Source organism: Bacteroidota bacterium, from assembly GCA_041658205.1.
GTDB lineage: Bacteria > Bacteroidota > Ignavibacteria > UBA10030 > UBA8401 > UBA8401.
This window is the reverse complement of the sequence record JBBAAO010000002.1, coordinates 107967-131118: the sequence shown is the minus strand read 5'-3', so window position 1 is coordinate 131118 and position 23152 is coordinate 107967. Positions and strand designations below refer to the sequence as shown.

The following is a 23152-nucleotide window of genomic DNA, read 5'->3' as shown; positions in this document are numbered from 1 at the left end:
TTATTTTACAGAACATCACTCTGGATAGGTAACTCGTTCAAAAGAGGTTTGGATGGAGGAAGGAACACGTGAATAGAAATTGTATCCGGTTAATGACTCAACTGAATCAATACTCACGCAAAATTGTTTCCAGTTTTCATTTTTTTCGATAAGGGTGTTCTCATTCGGCATCACAACAGCAATGGTGCGAGTTGTTGACGTTATCCGTTGAAGATCATTTTCTCCTGCCTCAAGAATAAGAATTGTTTTCCACGTCAATTCCGGAATTTGAACTCGTCCGCTGTCAAGAAATCCTTTCGAACCGAATCCGCCGCAATAGATGTATAACTCTTTTCCCTGTTTCACCAGATCCCGGCAATACATTTCCAATGCAGCCCATGGACCCTGATTGTTGTTCGGTGCTTGAGGAATCATATTCGTCATCACGAATGTCACTGCATTATCGTGTTGCGTATTTGTTCTGTCGCCGGAAGGACACATATGTCCCCTGTCGTACCCGCTGTGCCGGTAACTTTTTTCATGAACACGATACCACTGTTCGGGAAGTGTGCTGTCTGCACGAAAATTGTTGCTTCGTTTAATCTCACCGAGCCACGTGCTGTCCGTATGCCATGCGACCCAATTTGGGATTCCCGTAAAACAATTATACGAATGGACATACTGCGCTTTACTCATCAAAAAGTCTTGAGGAGAGTTGATATTCGCAACGGCATTACTCGGATTCCCCAATGCGAGATGTTCCGCAAGAAAAAGCGAATCGTGTTGTCCTGCTACAACAACGACGAGAATAAACAGAAGCTCTAATTGTTTCTTCATGTATAATTTAGATCACTGAAATTCAAAATAAATCGTAAATGAATGCAAAAATTGACCGCAATATTTTAAATTAGGTAAATTTATTTTGATAACATATAGTAAGCCCCCTTTGTTGTATTGTAAAGATCGTATTAAAGTGTGTGGATGCGAAATTTAGGAGGACCGAGCGAATGGGTAAGCGATGAATGACGGGACTTTTGATGGCGCGATTCGCGCCATCAACGGGCAAGAGCGAACGGGATTCATCGCGTGCGTTAAATTTCGCAAGGAGTTCTTTTGCTTCTTTTCTTGCTCCGTCAAGAAAAGAAGAGAGTGAAGAATTTTGTTGTTTTTATCAATGTATTTTGGACAAGTCTGAATCTAGATAGAATTTTCATCATACACATAACATCCCGCATTTTCGGGATGATCTTCCACAAGTCTATCCCATTCAACAGAACGAATAAGCCAGACAATTAAAAAATCTCCAACTGCTGTAAAGGTGAATAACACTCCAAAAATAAAAATCCACCCATTCCCATTCACGAGTGAGAGAAGAAACGGAAGGAATCCTAACACAATGGCTGGCATCAGTGTTCCAAAGACATATCCGCTCTTTGGTATTGGTACAATGCAATGTGCGTACGGTGTAAGAGTTTTTACTTGAAAGCCAAATTTCACTTGTTTAATTGAAAGCTGCCCGCCGATCATCCAAGAAAGACCGTGTATCAATTCATGGAAAACAATTCCAACAGCAAAGATCGGGAAAAAATACCACGGCAACAGCATATTACTCGCCGATTTGATTGGTTCAAATCCCCAGATAAATACAAACAGGAAAAATTCTATAATGGCAAACAGGCCAAACGGCAAGGATGCCGTTTGAGCTTTGAGCATAGGAATGGAATAATCGGTTTTATTCAAGTAGTAACGTTAACGATGTGTCATCGAATAATCTGTTATCTGGCCATCTGTTCTCACACCTTCACAAACCATTTCTTTTTATACATCACCCACACAACAAGATACATTACGCTCACCCAAACAATGGCGTGCATTAATGATGCATTTAATGGAGAGAAATAGGGATCAAAAAGATTTTGTGTAAGGATTGTTTTGATTGCAACATCCTTGAACGATCCATCGCTCAGTTGAACGTTGAATTTCCACAAGCCCATCGTTCGGGCGGCAACACCGGAAAGTACAAACACAAAAATTGCATTCATACCGTACACTACAAAAGGATGCGCCCATTTTTTTATCCCTTTTGCATCGATCAGAAAATAAAATATTCCAAAAATGCAGAGTGCCCATCCGGCCATAAAAATGGAATACGAAACGGTCCAAAGACTTTTGTTAATGGGCATCCACATATCTAAGAGAGCGCCTAGCAACAGAAATCCTGCTCCAAATACAAACATCCATGTCGATTTCTCCACTTTATCATGCGATGATTGACGGAGGTAATCCCCGGTTAAGGATCCAAACAACGCCGTGGCAATTGCGGGAATTGTGCTGATAATCCCTTCCGGATCCCACGTTTTGGTTGCAGACCACATATGTCCCGATAAGAACATCGAATCGATGTATGCTGCAAAATTTCTCCCCTTGTCGAATAATCCGGTCCCGAACTCTGCTGCCGGAATGTAGAACATCATCACCCAATACGAAAGAAACAGACCGCCGATGGCCAGGATCTGTCCGCGTGAAGAGGTAGTAAGATAGATGATAGAAGAGATAAGGTAACAGACTGCTATCCGTTGAAGCACTCCCGGGATTCTGATTGTTGCAAGATTGAAGTTATGTCCCCATAATAATCCAAACGGAAATCCTGCAAGAAACAAACCGAGAGCAAAGATGATTGCTGATCGGCGAAAAACTCCCAGCATTAATTTTGTAGCGTCATCTCCTTTTGATCTGCGAACAGCAAAGGAGAATGTCATGGAAACGCCGACAATCCAAAGAAAGAACGGAAAAATAAAATCGGTGAATGTCCATCCATGCCACGATGCGTGAGCAAGCTGAGGATAGATGTTACCCCACGAACCGGGGTTGTTGACGAGAATCATTCCGGCAATCGTAAATCCGCGGAATGCATCCAGCGAAGTGAGCCGTTCTGGTTTCATAGTATTTTTGGTTAACAACTATTTTACGACAAAAAGTCTATACCCGTGTTTCGGAAGTGTAACCTTGGCGACATTTTTTGCTGCCACCGTTTTTCCGGTAAACATATCGCTGAATTTTGTGGATGCCATATTTTGGGGAAGCTCGAGTAGTGCTGTCTGTTCACTGTCAGAAAAATTAAACAGTGCAACAACGGTATTCTTCCCGTCTGTTCGGATGAATGAATAAACGTTATCAATCTTATTATTTTTTATCGATTGATAGTCACCTGTTGTAAGAGAAGGATTATTTTTTCGTAGAGAATAGAGTTTCGTATAGAATTCTCGAAATTCTTTTCCTTTTGTCCAATCAATCTCAAATTTTTCAAACAAACCCAGCTTTGTGTTATTGCCGACCTCTTGTCCGTTATATAATAGTGGCACTCCGGGATATGTATTCACAAGAACTGCTGCAAACTTTGCACCATCCACACCAAATTTTGTCACATCGGGCATATCCCATGCATTCTCATCATGGTTCGAGCTAAACCGCATCCGCAGTGAACCCTTTGGATACGACAATGATTCACGGATTAAGACGGAATCCATTTCGCTTGCCGGTTTTTTCCCTGCAAAAATATCTGCCATAGTGTGATACGAATTCCATCCATAGGTAGCGTCAAACGCTTTCAGATGGTGCTCTGCGTACATCCCTTCGGAAAGCATGAAGACCGGTTTAATGGAATCGAGTGCGGCGCGCGCTTCATCCCAAAAATCAACCGGCACCATTTCGGACACGTCACAGCGAAATCCATCGATCCCGACATCTCGCACCCAGAATTTTAACATCTCTATCATATAGGTGCGGAGTTCTTTATTAGTATAATTTAAATCAACCACGTCGCTCCAATCAGCAACAGGAGCAATAAATTTTCCCGCGCTGTCTTTCGTAAACCATTCGGGGTGTTCCCGAAACATTTTGCTGTCCCACGCAGTGTGGTTCGCAACCATATCAATCACAATTTTTAATCCCAGCGGCTGCGATTTTTTTACCAGACTTTTAAAATCATCCATCGTCCCGAATTCTGGATTGATTGCATAATAATCCTGAACGGAATAGGGACTGCCAAGCGAACCTTTTCGTTTCTCTACACCAACCGGATGGATCGGCATAATCCACAGTATCGTCACTCCCATTTTTTGCAACTCGGGAAGTCCTTTTTCTACACCGGCAAAGTTTCCTTCTTTAGAAAACGAACGAGTGTATATTTCATAAATAATTCCATTTTTTACCCATGATTCCGACGGCCGAGCTTGATTGTTAGCATACGGAGTCGGTTGTTGTGCAAGAAGTGAAATGGTGAGGAGAGCAAAAAAACAACATTTTTTCATAGTGTATTTTGATTAGTGATTGATGGCGGTAGAAAAGTAACGAAAGATATTTCTCAAAGCAATGAGAGACAATTGTAAATAATTTCACTGTCGTTGGAATGATTTCTACATTCACTCTGTTCCAGAATTATAGTATATTAAACGTATTGAGTTTTCATACGTCTACCTTGCATTGATCACCATGACTCCACTTTCATCGAAAATAATTATTCCATCCATCCTTTGTTGCGCGCTACTATTTGCCTCATGCAGTTCCAAATCCGAAGAAAACAGACCGCGCCCAGGAGCGCCAAGTGGTATCTTGACCGTAAACGGTGTCGTTCTTGAATTTCAAGAACTCGATAATATCGTCCGTTCTTCGGGAACCGTCCTCGCATCGGAATCAGTGGATCTCGTCACCGAAGCAGCAGGGAGAATTGAAAAAATCTCCTTTACGGAAGGTGCACACGTAAGCAATAACGACCTTTTAGTGAAGATCAATGACGACGACCTGCAGGCACAGTTAAAAAAGACCGAATTGCAAATTAAGCTTGCGGTGGAACAAGAAAAACGTCAAAAACAATTGTACGAGATTAACGGCATCAGCAAGGAACAATACGACATCGCCTTAAATCAAGTGAACACGCTGAAAGCAGATAAAGAAAATCTTGTCGCTTCTATCCGCAAAAGAGAAATACGAGCCCCGTTCGAAGGAAGGATCGGTCTGCGTTATGTGAGCGAAGGAAGTTACGTCTCTTCCACAACGCGTATCGCATCGATACAAAAAATCAGCTTGTTGAAAGTTGATTTTTCCATTCCCGAAAAATATTCGGACAAAGTTTCCGTCGGCGATATTGTTCAATTCAACAGTGAAGAGACAAAACTACAGTTTGCCGGAAAGCTGTACGCGATTGAACCAAAGATCGATCCGACAACACGAACGTTACAGCTTCGGGCATTAGTGGATAACAAGAATGAACGGATCCTACCAGGCGCATATGTACAGATAGAGTTGCGACTGAAAAAGATTACCGATGCACTGATGGTACCTACCCAAACTATTATTCCCGTATTAAAAGGACAATCACTTTTTGTAAAAAAGAATGGTGTTGCGGTGGCCATTCCGGTAAAAACTGGTATGAGAACTGCCTCTTTAGTTCAAATAACAGAAGGAATTTCCGTAGGGGATACTGTTCTGACCACCGGACTGATGCAGCTGCGCACAGGTATGCCTGTGAACGTGTTGTTAAAGTAACACTGTTACCAGATTCAGGATTCATGGTTCACGTTAAACGATATCGTTTGAGCGGTGTGTAGAAAATTTTGAATCCAGAATAATTTGATACTTGAATCATGAAACGTGAATCGTGAAACTTAACTTTCGAATTTTTAATTCACAATGAGTCTCGCATCCGTTAGCATACGCCGTCCCGTCCTTGCCATTGTAATGTCGCTGATGATTATTTTGTTCGGCGTCATCAGTTTTAATTTTCTCGGCGTCCGCGAATATCCAGCCATCGATCCCCCCTTCATCAATGTGCGGACAAGTTACACCGGTGCAAACGCCGATGTAATCGAATCGCAGATCACCGAACCGCTGGAAAAAGCGATCAACGGTATTGCAGGAGTTCGTAATATTTCTTCCAGCAGCAGCCAGGGATCCAGCAACATTTCTGTTGAATTTAATCTTGATGCCGACCTTGAAGCAGCAGCAAACGATGTCCGAGACAAAGTCTCCGGCGCTCAGCGCCAATTACCGCAAGATATTGACGCCCCTCCGGTTGTCACAAAGAGTGATGCAAATTCGGATGCTATTATTTCCATGACGGTGCAAAGTACAATGCGGAATCAATTGGAGGTGAGCGATTATGCCGAAAACATTATCGCACAAAATCTTCAAACAATCCCCGGTGTTAGTACAACACAGATTTGGGGAATGAAACGGTACGCAATGCGGCTCTGGATGGATCCGGAAAAACTCTCCGCTTACGGACTGACGCCGCTGGATATCCGGAACGCTCTTAGTCGAGAGAATGTCGAGCTCCCTTCCGGAAAAATTACAGGCAATCAGACAGAACTGATTGTGAATACCAAAGGCAGATTAAAAACTGTTGATGATTTTAATAGTCTCATTGTTAAATCCAACGGAACAAACATTGTCCGTGTCAGCGATGTTGGTTTTGCCAATCTCGGTCCAGAAAATGAAGAGACGATCCTAAAGCAATCCGGCACGCCGATGGTTGCAGTGGCTATAATTCCGCAGCCTGGCAGTAATTATGTTGAGATCGCGGATGAATTTTACCGGCGGGTTGAACAGATTAAAAAAGATCTCCCTGCAGATATCACACTCGATATTGCTATGGACAATACACTGTTCGTAAAAAACTCCATTGTTGAAGTACAGGAAACAATTCTCATCGCTATCCTTCTGGTTGTCGGTATTATCTACCTCTTCTTCCGCGAGTGGATCATCGCATTCCGTCCTCTCATTGATATTCCGGTCTCACTTATCGGCGCGTTCTTTATTATGTACATCATGGGATTTTCCATAAATGTGCTGACGCTCCTCGCCATAGTGCTTGCGACGGGACTTGTTGTAGACGATGGTATTGTGGTGACAGAAAATATCTTTAAAAAAGTTGAGCTGGGAATGCCTCCGATGGAGGCGGCATTCGCCGGTTCGAAGGAAATTTTTTTCGTTGTTATTTCTACCTCCATCACGCTTGCCGCTGTGTTCCTCCCGATTATTTTCCTGCAAGGATTCGTCGGACGGCTGTTTAGGGAGTTTGGTATTGTGCTTGCCGGTGCAGTGCTCATCTCGGCATTTGTTTCGCTCTCCCTCACACCGATGTTGAATGCTCATCTCATTCGGAAAAAACGGACACACAGCAGATTCTATAAATTTACCGAACCGTACTTTGAACGTTTGAATGCATCCTATGAACGCTTGCTCGCTGTCAGCATGAAACATCGTTGGGGTGCAGTTGCAATTATTGCAATGTCGTTTGTTATCATCATCCTCATTGGTGGCTCACTCCAATCGGAACTGGCACCGTTAGACGATCGAAGTGCGCTTCGACTGCAAATAACCGGTCCGGAAGGGGCTTCATTTGAATATACCGACGCCTTCATGGATCGGGTCGTTTCGTTCATTATCGATTCTATTCCGGAACGACGCATTGCCTTAAGTGTCACCGCTCCCGGCTTTGCCGGTTCCGGCGCAACAAACACTGGTTTTGTACGGCTACGCCTTTCTGAGCCGTTCGATCGGCAACGCTCACAGCAGAAAATAGCCGACTATCTTTCTCGCACGGCGCGCGAATTTACGGAAGCGCGTACTTTTGTCATTCAGGAACAAACCATTTCTGTCGGCGGCGGCGGACGGGGACAGCCGGTGCAATATGTATTGCAGAATCAGAATTTTGAAAAACTCCGTGAGTTTGTTCCCAAATTTATGGAAGAGGTCAACAGAAGCAACATCTTGCAAACTGCCGATGTGAATTTAAAATTCAACAGGCCGCAGCTTGATATTTCCATCGACCGTGACCGCGCACGTACGCTCGGAGTTTCCGTGATTGACATTGCACAAACGCTGCAACTCGCCTTCAGCGGACAGCGCTTCTCGTATTTTGAAATGAACGGATTTCAATATCAAGTGATCGGCCAAGTGAATCGGCACAACCGTGATGAACCGCTCGACCTGACATCGCTGTACGTGCGGAATTCTCGCGGTGAGCTGGTACAGTTGGACAACCTTGTAGTGCTTCGCGAACAAAGTGCGCCGCCGCAGTTGTATCACTACAACCGTTTCAAAGCCGCGACTATTTCAACCGGACTTGCTTCCGGAAAAACAATCGGCGACGGCATTAAAGAAATGGACCGCATCGCAAAAAAAGTGCTCGACGAATCGTTTACGACTGCGCTAAGCGGAGCTTCGCGCGACTACTCTGAAAGTTCATCAAATACGATGTTCGCTTTTGTGCTTGCTCTTGTATTAATCTTTCTGATCCTTGCTGCGCAATTTGAAAGCTTCGTCGATCCCATCACCATTATGCTTACGGTACCCCTTGCACTTGCCGGCGCGCTCTTATCATTATGGCTTACCGGTCAAACTCTCAACATCTTCAGTCAGATCGGCATCATCATGCTGATCGGTTTGGTAACAAAGAACGGTATTTTGATTGTCGAGTTTGCCAACCAGCAAAAAGAAAAAGGGGTGAAGCTAATTGAAGCGGCACAATTTGCAGCCGCATCCCGGTTCCGTCCTATTCTTATGACAAGTCTTGCGACAATGCTCGGTGCGCTCCCCATAGCATTAGCACTCGGCAGCGGGGCCAAGAGTCGTATCTCCATGGGAATTGTTGTAATCGGTGGCTTGTTCTTTTCTCTTGTGCTGACACTCTTCGTTATTCCGGCAATGTACACATTCTTTTCGAAGGAGCAGAAAATGACGGAAGCAAAAACGGAATCTACCATTCCAGATATTTCTGCTGTAGAAAGCGTAATGTAATTCTTTCAGAAAGAATACTTCGCTCAATGGGCCGACAGAAGAAGAATGTTCCGAAAGAAAACAGCCAGCCAAATCTTTCCCTTATTGACACACAGCAATACCGAGATCAAGCGCTCGTTGAACAAATTAAAAATGACAATGTTCATTCATTCGAGTTGATTTTCAAATCTCACTACCGGGGACTTGTACACTTTGCCCTACAATATGTTTCACAACAAGCCGCCGCTGAAGAGGTCGTTCAAAACTTGTTTGTTACTTTGTGGGAAAACAGAAAATCCTGGACTCTTCGTTTCACACTTCGTTCGTACTTGTACGGAGCAACTCGAAACCAAGCGCTAAATTATATTCGGCAAGCACGCTCGATTGATCGACTGGATGAGGCACATCTTTCCATTGAAAGTCCACTCCATGAAACACCCTCTGCACTCCTTCAGACAAAAGATTTTAGCGCCGCGATCCACAAAGCAATACAAACACTACCCGAACGGAGCAGATTAATCTTTTTGTTGCACCGCGATGAAGGGCTTACGTATCGTGAAATATCCTCTATTCTGAATATTTCGGTGAATACCGTGGAAACACAAATGGTCCGCACGCTGAAAAAACTTCGAAGACTGCTGTCGCAATACCTTCCGGTAATTTTTCTGATGCTTATAACTAACCTTTATTTCACCCTCTGAAATTCGTAAAACCATTCAAAAAATATTTTTTTTCTTGTCACGGTAAACGGCCTTTGGCGTGTCATATAAGAGTATGATGCAATTTCTCTGAATCAGAATCGCTGTTGTAGGAAATTTGGAGGTTATGACATGAAATCCGAAATCGATCTTTCGTTAGCTATACGATATTTTCAAGGAATATGTACACAGGAAGAACGACGCCGTATCGAAACCTGGGTTTCCGATAATCCGGATCATAACGCTGAACTCGAAGCGTTTCGCCGATTGTGGAACGACACCGGGGATGAAAAATTTAACGTCGACATCAACGCAGCGTGGGACAGAGTTTCCGAGCGGACTGGCATCAATACTTCGATTTCTACAATGCCATCTTCAGACCAACGCACCGCAGATCGGAAGAGTTCTTTTTCATCCTTTTTTCGCACCGTTGCGGCGGCAGTTGTTCTCCTCGGAGTAATTTCTGCAACGTATTGGTATTGGAATTCGTCAGATTCAAAACACCTTATTCTAAAAGAAGTATCTACGAAAAGAGGAGAACGGGTAAAACTACAATTTGCCGATGGAACAACTGTACAGCTCAACACATTCAGCACTATTCGATTTCCGGAAGAGTTTTCTTCTGACGTGCGTGAAGTTTGGCTGCGTGGGGAGGCATTTTTCGATGTCGCGCGGAATGAACAACTCCCTTTTATTGTCCGCACGGAACATGCCATTGTAAAGGTTCTCGGAACCGGATTTAATGTGGAGGCGTGGCCGGATGAAAACCATGTTGATGTTGTTGTCTCCCAGGGAAAAGTTTCTGTTCGCTCTGCTACCCTATCAACAAACCGTGAAGTTATTCTCACCGACGGAGAACAGAGCATTATTGCCGAAGGAAAATCCCCTACCGAAGCATTGCATGTTCAGATCGATGAATACCTTTCCTGGATTGATGGTAAATTGCAGTTTCGCCGGACTCCTCTGCCGGATGTTCTGAAGCAATTGGAGCGTCGGTATGATGTCCATTTCACCGTAAAAGATTCAACGCTTATGCTGCGAACGTTAACGGCTTCGGTTAAGGATGAATCGCTGCCGGAAGTTTTGACGTTAATTGCTCTTTCACTGAATGCCAGATACGAAAAAGAGGGAACGGTTGTAACACTGAGCGTTGATTCCCAATCGCAGGGTTCTAAAAAGCAAAGGGTACACTGATGTTTAAAATAATTGACAAGCGATATTTGATGAAAAAAGATTGTTTAAACTCTGCAATATTAATTACATGGCTGTTATTCGGCATGGCTGAGATGACAATGGCGCAAACCAATTCATCCAATTTGATTACTCTCGATCTTCAGAATGTTCGAATAGAAGAAGCGCTTAAACGAGTTGCCGATTACTACTCTCTCTCATTGTGGTACAGCGAATCGCGAGAATCGGTTCCAAAAAAAATATCGATACAGTTGCGGCAGGCTTCGTTTCAACAGGCAATGAAATCCATTTTAGAAGATACTGATCTTCAGTACACTTTTCCCGAACAAGGTAAGCTTTTAGTCACCAACAAGGCCGACAGAGAAATTGAAAACGGAAGTATTGCCGGAAAGATTGTCGACAAAAAAACAAAACAACCTATTCCCAGCGTGAATGTTGTTGTTCTGGGAACACCCATTGGGATCACCACCGATATCGAAGGAGAATATTTTCTCAAGGATGTACCTGAAAATATTTATAAACTCAAATTCTCTTCACTTGGTTATGCGGGACATATTGAAACCGATATCAGAGTTGTTCGTGGAAAAACAACGACCGTAAAAGAGATCGAATTGAACGAAATGATGCTAACGGCAGATTCTATTCTCGTCACTGCCGGGTATTTTTCAAACGACAACGTTTCACCAGTAACAAACTTTACCTATAATCGGGAAGAAATTCGCCGCAATCCCGGATCACAAGGAGATATATTTCGCGCTATTGAGACGTTGCCCGGCGTTGGGGGAAGCGGCGGAGAATTTTCCGCTTTCGCCGTCCGTGGGAGCAGTCCAAGGGATAATATTATTCTGATCGACAATATTCCGTTCGATAAAGTTGCGCACCTTGTTGCCGGTTCTGAAGAGGATGAAGCGCAAGGAGGACGATACAGCATCCTGACTCCTGGATTGATCGATGAAGCTTTGTTTCAGGCGGGAGGATTTGGTGCGCAGTACGGTGGAAAAAATTCTTCGTTTCTCGACTTAAAGATCAAAGAGGGAAACAAAGAATCATTTATAGCAAACGGCACGTACGATCTTTTTGGATGGGAGGTGAATTACGACGGGCCGACGTATATGCTTGGAAACACTTCCTTCCTCCTCTCCGCCCGGCATCACGATTTTGACCGGATGCTTGAAATGATCGATCTAAAAGATCTCGGACAAATCCGGTTCTCTGATGTGATTGCAAAAACAACTACAGAAATTTCTCCCGAGCATAAACTTTCCATCATTGCGATCTATTCTCCAGAACATTTCGGGCGCACAATAGACAATGTCTTCGATGCGAAGAATAACGACTTTGAAACCTTCGTCGGTTCGTTAGACGAAACAAAATACCTACTCGGCGCAAACTGGCGATATCTTGTTAACACAGAAAGTTTTTTGGAAAACACAGTTTATCTGAAGCGAACAGATACCGAATACCATTACGGTCGTGTTTATATCAATGTCATCAACGGTGTTGTTCCGGCAAAAGAAACTGTTCCAATACGACAAGATTATATCAATAGTAACAGCAATCAGGATCAGTACGGTCTCAAATCGTTGTACACGGTTGCATTAACATCATATATTGCTGTTCAAACGGGCGGGGAAATATTCATGGATGATTTTCGTTATCGATATGAACAACAAGGGGTGGATACATCCTACATATTTGACGGCGACGATTATCGTCCCGATCCGTTGAAATATTTTACGATCATCGATCCGCACTCTATCAACACATCGCAATCAGGAAAAAAATTGAATGCTGCGCTCTTCGTGGATTATCGGCATACATTCTGGGATCGACTGATGGTAATGTCGGGCCTTCGGTACGAGTACGGCGAACTGTACAACCAGCAGACCATATCGCCGAGATTCAGTGCAAGTTATCAGCTTAGCGAACAGATGAAAATACACCTTGCTACCGGAATTTATTATCAGATGCCCCAATACAGTCTGCTGATGTTCGATAAATCCAATACATCGCTTCATAATGAACGGGCTGTTCACTACATCGTGGGGTGGACATATTATCTCAACGAAGAAATGAAGATGACAGTAGAAGCATATCGAAAGAATCTGCGCGAGCTGCTAGTCCATACAGATCGGACAAGACGTTTCCGCACGAACGGAGGGACTGGGTATGCTCAAGGGATTGACATCGGACTGATTAAGCGCTTCTCAGATCAATGGTACGGGCAAATGAATTTTTCTTACGCACAAAGCCGTCGAAACGACAATTATGGTTCCGGCGAATACAATGCCGATTTTGGTCAGCCGTACATTGCCAATATCCTGCTTGGTTACGAATTGAATAAGGAATGGTCTTTTTCAATGAAATGGAAGTTTGCATCAGGACGACCGAAGGATTCGTACGTTGTGCATTCGAATATTTTTCAAGATTCTATCTATTTCCGTTATTCAAAAGAGATTACCGGTAATAACAATTTGCGGTATAGCGATTTTCATACATTGAATATTCGAATCGATTATCGAAAACAGTTTGGATCGGTTCCTGTTGTTGGCGGCTTGGCGATTGTCGCGTTTCTGGATATCTTAAATTTGTATAATCAGCAGAATCCTAACAGCGAGGAGTTTCGTGAAACAAGCGGCAAAGTGCTGACTAATGGACTGGGGATGCTTCCAACGATTGGAGTAAAGCTGGAGTTTTAAAATGAATTTAAATAAAACTTAAGCACGGACTTCCGCCACACTTTTTGGTAGAAGACTGTTCCGGAAATAATATTCACATCATAATACTCATCGGATTCTTACTATTTTCTTCCCATTGTAACGGATTGTTCTCGATATATTTTCTAACATTTTGAAGGTGCGTCTCATTCCGAATTATACTGTCATAAAATCTTGATTGCCATAGTTTGATGTCAGGATGTTCTTTTCTCGCTCGAGCGGTTACTGAAGCTTTAAATGTTCTCATAACAATCGAAAGGGATTTTTTTCTTATCTCAAATTTTTTCTCCTTCAATTCCAAACCCTCATTCGGATTATCAATCAATAAAATGCCATGTACGTGATTAGGCATTATGACATATTCATCTAACATTACAAATGGTGAACTAATTGGAATGTATAGCCATGATTGTTTAATTATTTCCCCAATATCAGTAAGAACTACATTGCCATCATTTATTGTACTAAAATATTTATGGCGATTTTTGGCAACTAACGTTACAAAATAATATCCTGAACTTGCGTAATTATAATACGGGAGCCGATATTGTTTTTTCGATTTATACTTCATTTTATTGCCGCCAGACCGTTCCATAAAATTCAATCAATTCTAAAATCTTTTGCACGGACTAGCGTCCATGCCACAGCTTACTTCAAAAAAAAATGCTTTGGTGAGGACTTGTGTCCGCACCGACAAACTTTCAAAAAAAGTCTTGGGCGCGGACTGGCATCCGTGCCGACAGTTTACTTCAAAGAAACAAAAATAATAGATCTTTTCGGAACGGTCGCACTTATTCGCCGAGTTTTTTAACGGAAGATCGTTCTCATAAGTTATTATTTGCAAAAAAAATGCTTTGGTGCGGACTGGCGTCCGCACCGACAAACTTTCAAAAAGGGCTTTGGCACGGACTGCCGTCCGTGCCGACAAAGGAATCTACTCAGTGAAGTGGATTTATGCCGGGAAAAAGAATTGATTCTTGAGGTAAGCTCAATCATTGTAAAATGCAAAACGCGGACTAGCGCCCGCGTTAACATGTTTTATTGCCAATATTTATTTTTACGAGGTTTTTCTCGGCGGCCTTCGGGAACTTCCGGTTCGCTTCCCTCTATTCCCATCGCGACGCGGTGCGGGTCGCTCTCGCTTCATTTCTTTGCGAGGAAATATTTCCGTTACAGGAGTCAATAATGTTTCATCAGGATAGATGCATTCGATTTTCCGCTTCATATATTCTTCCAGTTTTGGAATTTCGTATGAATCCTCCTCATCCGCAAAACTGATCGCAATACCGGTAGCTCCTGCGCGTCCCGTACGACCGATACGATGAACAAACTCTTCGGCATCCTGTGGAAGATTATAATTGATCACATGTGAAATCGCATCCACATGCAGCCCGCGTGAAGCAACATCGGTTGCTACCAACACACGTACTTTTCCTTCGCGGAAATTTTCAAGACGTTTAATCCGCTGCCGTTGATCGACATCGCCTGAAAGAAGCGTGCAGGGAATACCGTACGTCTCTAATTTTTCTTTTAAATCCCGTCCCACGTCGCGTCTGTTTACAAAGATTAACACCCGTTCCAATTGTTTCTGCTGCATTAGATTATACAGCAGAGGAAATTTTTCGTCTTTCGTGGTGATGTAGGTGATCTGTTCAATAGCAGAGACAGCCATCGTATCCGGAGTGACTGTTACTTCAATCGCCTGACGGGTCCATGATTCTGCAAGCCGCTTTACTTCGGAATTCATTGTTGCAGTAAAGAACATTGTTTGACGTTCGGATTTTTGCGGTGTGCTCAAAACAATACTTCGCACGGCAGGTATGAATCCCATATCCAACATTCTGTCCGCTTCATCGATAATGAGAATTTCCGTCTTTCCCAAATCGACATATTTCTGTTTTTTAAAATCGATGAGACGCCCCGGCGTTGCAACCACGATGTCTACTGTTTCGTTTTTCAAATTCTGCATCTGTTTGTTGTAATCAATTCCCCCAACGAGTGAAAGAACTGCACACGGCGCAAACTTGCCAAGCAGTTGGGCATCTTTTTCGATCTGCATTACTAATTCGCGTGTCGGCGCCAGAATCAATGCGCGGGGTGTTCCTCTCTTTTGATCTTTAATGGGATTGCGGATGATGTGAGAAAAAATGGTGATCAAAAATGCGGCAGTCTTTCCTGTTCCGGTCTGCGCTTGCGCAGTAACATCGTCTCCGCGCATCGAGATCGGAAGGACCTGCTCCTGTACTTGCGTGCAATATTGAAAATTCAAATCGGCAATAGCATGCAAAATTTCCTGCGGAAGATCGAAATCCTGAAATCGAGTTTTGCCGTCAACCACCGGAACTTTAAATGCAGAAGGATCCCACGGTTCCGATGGAATGAATACTTTTGGTTTTTCTTTTGCCACCGTAAGAACTTGCGTATTCTGTTGTTCACGATCCTGTTTTTCATGACGCAAACGGTATTCTTCCCGCGTTTCTCTTTTTCGCTGATCGCGAGGATGATGCGTGCCGCTCGGTTTTTCATTCGGAAATTTTTTGTGCTGATGTTGGTGCTGTTTTGGAGTTTCTTTTTGAGGGATCGATTTAGGGGGTAAGACAGTTTTCGGTTTTGCTCCGAAAAACGTCTTCAATTTTGAGACAAAGTTCTTTAGCAAGATAGATTTCCAATAATGAATCTGACGGTGAGTTACTCTATTAATATACAAAATTGCATCATTGCATGATACAACCGTCATTCCGTTCCGTTGAAATCGAAAAAATTCGGATAAGGCTTTTTTCAGCAGTTCGATTGTCAAAAAACACGAAAAATCACAGAAAAACTTCGTTTCTCGAATGTGTTTGTTAACAACTGTTCATTGATAACAATCCACCATTACTGTATATTCTCTATATAAATGGAAAGAAAATATATGAAATCATTGTTTATTGGATTCTTAGTTTTTTTCGTGACATTCGCATTATCGCAGGAACAGCCGCATAAATATTGGATCTATTTCAAAGCAAAAGAACCTCTCGCACTTTCAAAAGCTTCATCTCCATCCGATATAGCGCGTCTCACTGGAATTTCAGAACGTGCTCAGTTGCGGAGATCAAAAGTGTTGCAGCAGAATATTTCTTCCGAAGACCTTCCAGTATCGGATTCATATCTTTTGGAACTAAAAGCAAAGGGGATCACAGTCGAAAATACATCCCGATGGTTCAACGCGGCAACGGCATATCTCTCGCAAGCTCAATACGAACAAGTTCAGTCTCTCTCCTTTGTTCAATCGGTAGAACGAGTATCAACGTTTAAGCGAAAAGAATTACCTAAGAGCGAATCCTTTATACCACAATTATCTAAACAAGCAGCCGGCAAATTTGTGTACGGTCTTTCACAATCTCATATGACAGCTATTAATGCAATTGCAGTGCACAATATTGGTATTTCAGGACGCGGGGTGCTGGTGGGAATGTTGGATACCGGATTTCGTTGGAAGATCCACGAAGCGATGCAGAACATGAAAGTAATTGCGGAGTACGACTTTATTCAAAAAGATACCAATACGGCGAACGAAGGGACTGATGGATTATCACAAGATTCACACGGGACTTCTACAATGTCGTTAGTCGGAGCATATAAAGATGGACAATTAGTGAGTCCTGCGTTTAACGCAAACTTTATTCTTGGAAAGACAGAATATGTTCCATCCGAAACAAATGTTGAAGAAGATAATTGGGTTGCAGCAATTGAATGGATGGAAGCACGGGGTGTTGATGTCGTCAGCAGTTCTCTTGGATATAAAGAATTTGACGCTGGCCAAAAAAGTTACGTATATACCGATATGAATGGAAAAACAGCGACCACTTCGAAAGCGGCAACGATTGCTGCACGCAAAGGTGTTGTAGTTGTGAATGCAATGGGAAACGAAGGAGCAAATCTCAATCCCCCATCTCTGACAACACCGGCAGATGCGGATAGTATTATTTCCGTCGGTGCAGTGAGTGGTTCTGGTATTCTTGCCGGATTCAGTTCAAACGGACCAACATCTGACGGCAGGATGAAACCGGATGTGATGGCGCATGGAATCGGGACATACGCTGCGACAGCGAGCAAAACGGGTTATACCGGTTCCTCACAAGGAACGTCCCTGGCAACACCTCTCGTGGCCGGAGTTTCTGCAATGATTCTTTCCGCGCATCCGGAACTGACGCCGATACAAGTTCGCGATGCATTACGAACAACAGCAAGCAATGCAGACAAACCAAATAACTCCATCGGCTGGGGAATTATTAACGCCTATAAAGCTGTCCTGAACAATGGAATGGTTATCAGCACTGATCCGGAAATTTCTTTGACGCAGGATAGTAATTATTCCATTGGAGTGTTTGTTGTTTCAAAATCGGTGGTAAAAAAAGATTCTATCCGTATACTTTACACAGTAGATAATGGACTGACCTTTACAACAATACCAATGACACTGGGCGAAATTGTTGACACCGCAACAAATTCAGGAAAATATTCTGCGGTAGTTCCAAAATTGCTGACAACTCCTCGTTTCTATGTTCGTGCAGTTGATGCAACAAATGTTTCCCGCACCAGTCCATACACTGCACCGACGGATTTGTACGATGCAAAGACAGGAACAACGGGAGTTACACCTGTCGATCCCGTTCCCGTGACATTTTCGTTACAGCAAAATTATCCCAATCCTTTTAACCCGGCAACAACGATCGGTTACGATCTTCCAAAATCGGGTTATGTTTCACTTGTTGTATACGATCTGCTTGGAAGAGAAGTGGCAACATTAGTGAACGAAGTAAAATCCTATGGAAAATATGCTGTGCCGTTTAACGGCAGCGCGTTTGCCAGCGGAGTTTATTTCTATCGATTACGATCAGAAAATTTTGTCGAAACAAAACGAATGATGCTGATAAAGTAATTCCCTTTCGTTGGACCGTCTGACAAGCCGTTCCAACGAAAGACCGGCTGATTTTTCATCCTCAATCCCTTGGTCTTGGGGATTTTTATTGTACATTTGTTGCAGTATGAATCTTTCTTTTCAATTACCGCTCTATCTTGTTTTCGTTTTTATTGTTGTATCGTTTACGGTATCGCATTACCTGTACCGCTATACCGTTCCCCAGGTTTCCACTGCGAAGCGCATGATTCTAGTGTTTCTTCGAGGAACAGCGCTAACATTTATTCTTCTGGCAATTTGCGAGCCGCTATTTCAACTGATCTTTACGGAAAATAAACGACCCTCTATTGCATTGCTTGTTGATAACTCATTGAGCATGTCCCAAACGGACGGAGCGGGAAATCGAGAAAAAACAGTGACATCATTGCTTCAAAGCGATGCCGTCGAAAAACTTTCCGGTTCGGTTGATCTGAAAATGTTTTCGTTTTCATACTCCACAACAACGTTAATCCCGGAATCGCTCAACATAAACGGAGGAACAACAAACATCTCCTCTGCAATACAAACCTCATTAAAAACAATCGACGATCTGCGCGGAATTATTTTAGTATCAGATGGAAATTATAATGCAGGATCAAATCCACTCTATGATGCGGAGAAAAGCAGGATACCACTCTTTACCGTTGGTGTGGGAGACACAAATGAACAAAAAGATATTTCCGTTTCAAAACTCCTTGCGAACTCCATCGGTTATGTGGATGCAGCAATTCCTGTTGATGCAACAATAAAAGCATCGGGTATTTCTGCGCGAACAATCTCCGTATCGTTATTGGAAGACGGAAAAAAAATTGCAGAGCAGACAGCCGCTATTCCGGCATCCAATGGAATTACAGAAATTCCTCTCCAATTTTCTTACATCTCAGCAACTGACGGTGTAAAAAAATTATCCGTTGCGGTGTCCGGTGTAGAAGGAGAATTGACTACGAAGAACAACAGCCGATCTGCGTTAGTGAAAATTCTTAAAAATAAAATGAATGTTGTCATTATCGCCGGCATGGTAAGTCCTGACGTTGCCGCGGTAATGCAGGCGCTGAATAGTGAAAAGAACATCAACGCAAATCTTTTTTATCAACTTCCAAACGGTGAATTCAAATCCCAAAAAGAGAATTTGGAGATCCAATCTTCACTGACAAAAGCAGATGCAGTCGTCACGATCGGGTTCCCGGTTTCCTCTACTTCGTCGTCGTTTATCCAACAGTTTCAACAAATACTCTCCTCGCGCTCCCTTCCGGTCCTTTTTATTGCAGGAAGAACGCTCGATCTTCAGAAGGTACGGTTGTTGGAGAAATTTTTCCCGTTCACTGTTGCTTCGGATCGGATCGATGAACAGATGATTCTACCGACTGTTTCTGAGAAATACATGTTCCATCAATTATTGCAGAATAACGGATCGATGATAGAAAAACTTCCGCCGATCTTCTATTCCTTGCCGACGTTCTTGGCAAAACCGGAAGCGCAGCAGCTTCTTTCTGTTAGGATTCAAAATGTTCCCTTGACAAATCCCCTTTTTCTTATCCGCACAATCGGCAACATTAAATCCGCAGCATTTGCCGGTTACGGATTGCATCGCTGGAAAGTGCTCGCCGGTTCGTCTGGTGAAACAAAGAATTTTTTCGATCAATGGTTCATATCGCTCATCCGATGGCTTGCCACTCGAGAGCAGGATTCCTTCTTCCGTGTTGAACCATCAAAGGAATTTTATACACAAGGCGAACAGATAGACTTTGCTGCGCAGGTGTATAATCAAAGTTATCAACCGGTGGACAATGCGGAAGTGTTTATTTCCATCCGTTCGCATAAGAACAATGAACGATATGAAACCACGCTATCGTCAATCGGTACCGGACTATACGAAGGAATTATTGAAACTCTTTCAGAAGGAGAATTCAGCTATTCCGCAGTTGCTCTTGCCAATGGTGATACGCTTGGATCGACAAACGGAAGAATTTCTGTCGGCGAGCAATCGATTGAATTTGCAGAAACGAAAATGAATAAGTCGTTGATGAAACAGCTTGCTTCCGCATCCGGAGGGATGTATTCCGATGTTGACGGATTTACTTCGTTAGTGGAAAAGATCCTTTCCCGAAAAGAGATGCAGATGCAGGAACAAACACGAACGCAAGAATTTGAATTATGGAATCTGCCGACATTCCTAACAATTATCGTTCTCTTATTCGGCGTTGAATGGCTGCTCAGAAAGCAGAGTGGGATGTTGTAACGCTTCGCATGAGCGCAAAGAGAGATCAGATTGTTAGATAACAGATTGTGGATGTTGGTGTACAATTCATCACCAGCTTTAAAAACGATCTGCTTTATACAAAGGGAAAAAAACATCCTGAGAAAGTCCCAAAAAAAATTCAGGATGAGTTGAAGGATCTATACTAAAAACAAAATACAATTATCATATTTATGAAAAGAACATTCTTATTACTCGGATCTCTCTTCGCCTTTTTTGGTGTTGCGCTTGGTGCGTTTGGCGCACACGGATTAAAAAACATTCTCCCGCCCGACATGCTCACCGTTTTTGAAACGGCTGTTCGTTACCATATGTATCACGCGTTTGCGATACTGATTGTTGCTGTACTTGTCGAAAAAGTTCCTGTCGCAATACTTGCGGGACGATTGTTTGGACTCGGCATCTTATTGTTCAGCGGCAGTCTCTATCTTCTTTCGTTGACAGGAATCCGATCGTTCGGAATGATCACACCGTTCGGTGGTATTGCATTTCTTGCGGGTTGGGGTGTTCTTCTGTATGCTGGCTTTAAAATGACAAAGGAGAACTGAAATCAGTTCTCCTTTGAAAAATTGCAGCAAAATTTATTTGCTTGCGATCATCGATGAAACTTCCGCGTTACTGTAGCTGCTCAACACGTTTCCGTTTACATCAACAATATTCATGTTACCGTTTGCATCGCTCACTGCGTATGCAAGAACGTTTCCTTCGGAATCTTTCACCGTGGATTTCCCTTCTTCGCGGGTAATGGTGAATGATTTTCCGCCGTAGGAGACGGTCATTTCATTCTTTTCTTTGTTAAAAGCAACGGTTGTTCCGTCTTCCGATGTAACGTTCGAAGTCATGGGATTGGTGCCGGTCCAGAATTCAAGAGAGTTTAAGATAACTGTATCGATGAATCCGGCAATTCCATACACCGGAACAACGTAGCATGCCAAGAACACTAATTCTACTACCCACTTGTTACCCAATGATCCGTTCCAGTTATACACTTTTTTTGTCAGTGCAAATGATCCATAGCATCCAACGGACATAACGGCCATTGTCGCGATGAGCATTGCAACAACAATTTTTTTGAATAATTTATTCATTGTAACTCCTGTAAGTAGTTTGGAAAATAAGTGGGTTAGTTGCTGATGCGAGTATACCATATTTTTATATTTAGGGCAAGAGGTTGAATAAGAAAATATTTTTCGGTAACCTGATGATGTATTGATACACCTCTTCGTGTTGTCACAATTGAAATGCCATGAAAAATATTTTTGTGCTTTTGTTCTTTCTCTTCATCACGGTGTCCGCTCAGCAGTCGCGTTCGTGGAAGAAGACGAATTTCGATTATACGGCAAATTCATCCCGAATTAACGATATTTTCTTCGTAAATCCGCAGATTGGTTTTGTGGCAAATGGAATAGGCCAGATCCACCGAACGACAGATGGTGGCATCACATGGACCCGACAGTTGAATAAGGGAACATTTACTCATTTCCGTTCCATTGGCTTTTTTGATTCGCTGAATGGCTATGCCGGCGCGCTTGGCTGGGGAGATGTGAATAATCCAAACGCAAAGGATACGGTGATTCTGTACAAAACCACGAACGGCGGATTGAACTGGAATCCGGAACATCAACTGACAAGCAAAACTTTTGAACGTGGTTTTTGCGGAATGCATGTCGTCGATGATTCCATCATATACGGCGTCGGCAGAGTCCGCGGTCCGGCTTGGTTTTATAAGACGACCGATCGCGGAGCAACGTGGATTGCCAAGGATATGAAAGCATATGCGGCAGGTTTAATTGATGTCCGATTTTTTACAAAAGATTCCGGAATCACCATTGGGCTCACCGATACCACACATGAAAAATCGCGCGCTATCATCCTCTCTACCGCCGATGCAGGTGAAACATGGGACACAGTTTATGTTGCTACGAGAACGAATGAATGGGCATGGAAGATCAACTTCCCTTCCCGAAAGATTGGTTACGTCAGTCTTCAACGGAACAGCAATGTTGCTCCAGTCTTCATTTTGAAAACAACGGACGGCGGGCTGACATGGGTGCCCAAGCAATTTTCCGCTTCCGGGTATTTTGTGCAGGGAATTGGTTTTTTGAATGATACACTTGGCTGGGCCGGCGGAACTTCCCTCGCTCCGAAACAAACGACAGACGGTGGAACAACCTGGACATCCATCACCATTGGAAACAGTTTGAATCGATTTCGAAAGATGAACGATTCATTGATGTATGTTTCCGGTTCTGGTGTTTGGAAATATTCATCCGATGCAACAATCGGCGTAAGGCAAACAGCAGAAAGCGTTCCGTCATCAACTTCGTTGCAGCAGAATTATCCGAATCCGTTCAATCCGCAGACCACCATCGAATTTTCTATTCCGGAAGATGGGTTCGCCACGATTTCCGTCTATGATATTACCGGTGCGTGGATTAAAACACTCTTCAGCGATCAAGCGAAAAAAGGGATGGTTAAAGTCTCGTGGGATGGAAGAATCGAAAGCGACGAAGAGGCAGCGTCCGGAACATATTTTTACCGATTGGAAGTAAAAAATTTCACACAAACAAAAAAAATGATCTTATTACGTTAA

The 23152-nt window shown here is 43.1% G+C and carries 16 protein-coding genes; 9 read left to right on the top strand and 7 right to left on the bottom strand.

Features of this window, described 5'->3' with window-relative positions:
* Window positions 1-15 precede the first annotated feature (15 nt).
* The 4 genes from WDA22_12395 to WDA22_12380 all read right to left on the bottom strand — a co-directional run bounded on the left by WDA22_12395 (window position 16) and on the right by WDA22_12380 (window position 4289).
* Window positions 16-816, bottom strand: coding sequence for a DNA/RNA non-specific endonuclease (locus WDA22_12395; protein ID MFA5834266.1), 801 nt, complete (start codon window positions 814-816; stop codon window positions 16-18).
* Window positions 817-1176: 360 nt separating this feature from the next.
* Window positions 1177-1692: a DUF3267 domain-containing protein gene (locus WDA22_12390; GenBank protein ID MFA5834265.1), complete on the bottom strand. Its 516-nt coding sequence runs from the start codon at window positions 1690-1692 to the stop codon at window positions 1177-1179.
* Between the two features lie 80 nt (window positions 1693-1772).
* Complete coding sequence (locus WDA22_12385; GenBank protein MFA5834264.1) at window positions 1773-2921, bottom strand: DUF5009 domain-containing protein; 1149 nt, start codon at window positions 2919-2921, stop codon at window positions 1773-1775.
* Window positions 2922-2939: 18 nt separating this feature from the next.
* Window positions 2940-4289, bottom strand: coding sequence for an alpha-amylase family glycosyl hydrolase (locus WDA22_12380; GenBank protein ID MFA5834263.1), 1350 nt, complete (start codon window positions 4287-4289; stop codon window positions 2940-2942).
* Window positions 4290-4470: 181 nt separating this feature from the next.
* Between WDA22_12380 and WDA22_12375 the strand changes: the two genes are divergently transcribed.
* The 5 genes from WDA22_12375 to WDA22_12355 all read left to right on the top strand — a co-directional run bounded on the left by WDA22_12375 (window position 4471) and on the right by WDA22_12355 (window position 13345).
* A complete protein-coding gene (locus WDA22_12375) occupies window positions 4471-5523 on the top strand; it encodes an efflux RND transporter periplasmic adaptor subunit (GenBank protein ID MFA5834262.1) in 1053 nt (350 codons plus the stop codon).
* Window positions 5524-5667: 144 nt separating this feature from the next.
* Complete coding sequence (locus WDA22_12370) at window positions 5668-8778, top strand: efflux RND transporter permease subunit (protein ID MFA5834261.1); 3111 nt, start codon at window positions 5668-5670, stop codon at window positions 8776-8778.
* 26 nt (window positions 8779-8804) lie between these two features.
* Entirely contained in the window at window positions 8805-9458 is a 654-nt protein-coding gene (locus WDA22_12365) for an RNA polymerase sigma-70 factor (protein ID MFA5834260.1), read from the top strand.
* Window positions 9459-9587: 129 nt separating this feature from the next.
* Window positions 9588-10649 (top strand): FecR domain-containing protein, encoded by a 1062-nt coding sequence (locus WDA22_12360; GenBank protein MFA5834259.1) that lies wholly within the window; start codon window positions 9588-9590, stop codon window positions 10647-10649.
* Window positions 10649-13345, top strand: a complete 2697-nt coding sequence (locus WDA22_12355; protein MFA5834258.1) for a TonB-dependent receptor — start codon at window positions 10649-10651, stop codon at window positions 13343-13345. The genes WDA22_12360 and WDA22_12355 overlap by 1 nt, the downstream gene beginning before the upstream one ends.
* A gap of 73 nt (window positions 13346-13418) precedes the next feature.
* On the opposite strand, the gene WDA22_12350 is transcribed toward WDA22_12355, so the two are convergent.
* Window positions 13419-13934, bottom strand: a complete 516-nt coding sequence (locus WDA22_12350) for a transposase (protein ID MFA5834257.1) — start codon at window positions 13932-13934, stop codon at window positions 13419-13421.
* Between the two features lie 486 nt (window positions 13935-14420).
* Complete coding sequence (locus WDA22_12345; protein ID MFA5834256.1) at window positions 14421-15995, bottom strand: DEAD/DEAH box helicase; 1575 nt, start codon at window positions 15993-15995, stop codon at window positions 14421-14423.
* Window positions 15996-16274: 279 nt separating this feature from the next.
* Here WDA22_12345 and WDA22_12340 point away from each other — a divergent pair, with 279 nt between their 5' ends.
* The 3 genes from WDA22_12340 to WDA22_12330 all read left to right on the top strand — a co-directional run bounded on the left by WDA22_12340 (window position 16275) and on the right by WDA22_12330 (window position 21107).
* Window positions 16275-18284 (top strand): S8 family serine peptidase, encoded by a 2010-nt coding sequence (locus WDA22_12340; protein ID MFA5834255.1) that lies wholly within the window; start codon window positions 16275-16277, stop codon window positions 18282-18284.
* Between the two features lie 106 nt (window positions 18285-18390).
* Window positions 18391-20541 carry a vWA domain-containing protein gene (locus tag WDA22_12335; protein MFA5834254.1) on the top strand — a complete coding sequence of 717 codons (2151 nt, stop codon included), beginning with the start codon at window positions 18391-18393 and terminating at the stop codon, window positions 20539-20541.
* A 191-nt stretch (window positions 20542-20732) separates the two neighbouring features.
* Window positions 20733-21107, top strand: a complete 375-nt coding sequence (locus WDA22_12330; GenBank protein ID MFA5834253.1) for a DUF423 domain-containing protein — start codon at window positions 20733-20735, stop codon at window positions 21105-21107.
* 33 nt (window positions 21108-21140) lie between these two features.
* Here WDA22_12330 and WDA22_12325 read toward each other — a convergent pair whose 3' ends face one another.
* On the bottom strand, window positions 21141-21647 hold the full coding sequence (locus tag WDA22_12325) for a DUF3332 family protein (GenBank protein MFA5834252.1): 507 nt from the start codon (window positions 21645-21647) through the stop codon (window positions 21141-21143).
* A gap of 158 nt (window positions 21648-21805) precedes the next feature.
* Between WDA22_12325 and WDA22_12320 the strand changes: the two genes are divergently transcribed.
* Window positions 21806-23152, top strand: coding sequence for a T9SS type A sorting domain-containing protein (locus WDA22_12320; GenBank protein MFA5834251.1), 1347 nt, complete (start codon window positions 21806-21808; stop codon window positions 23150-23152).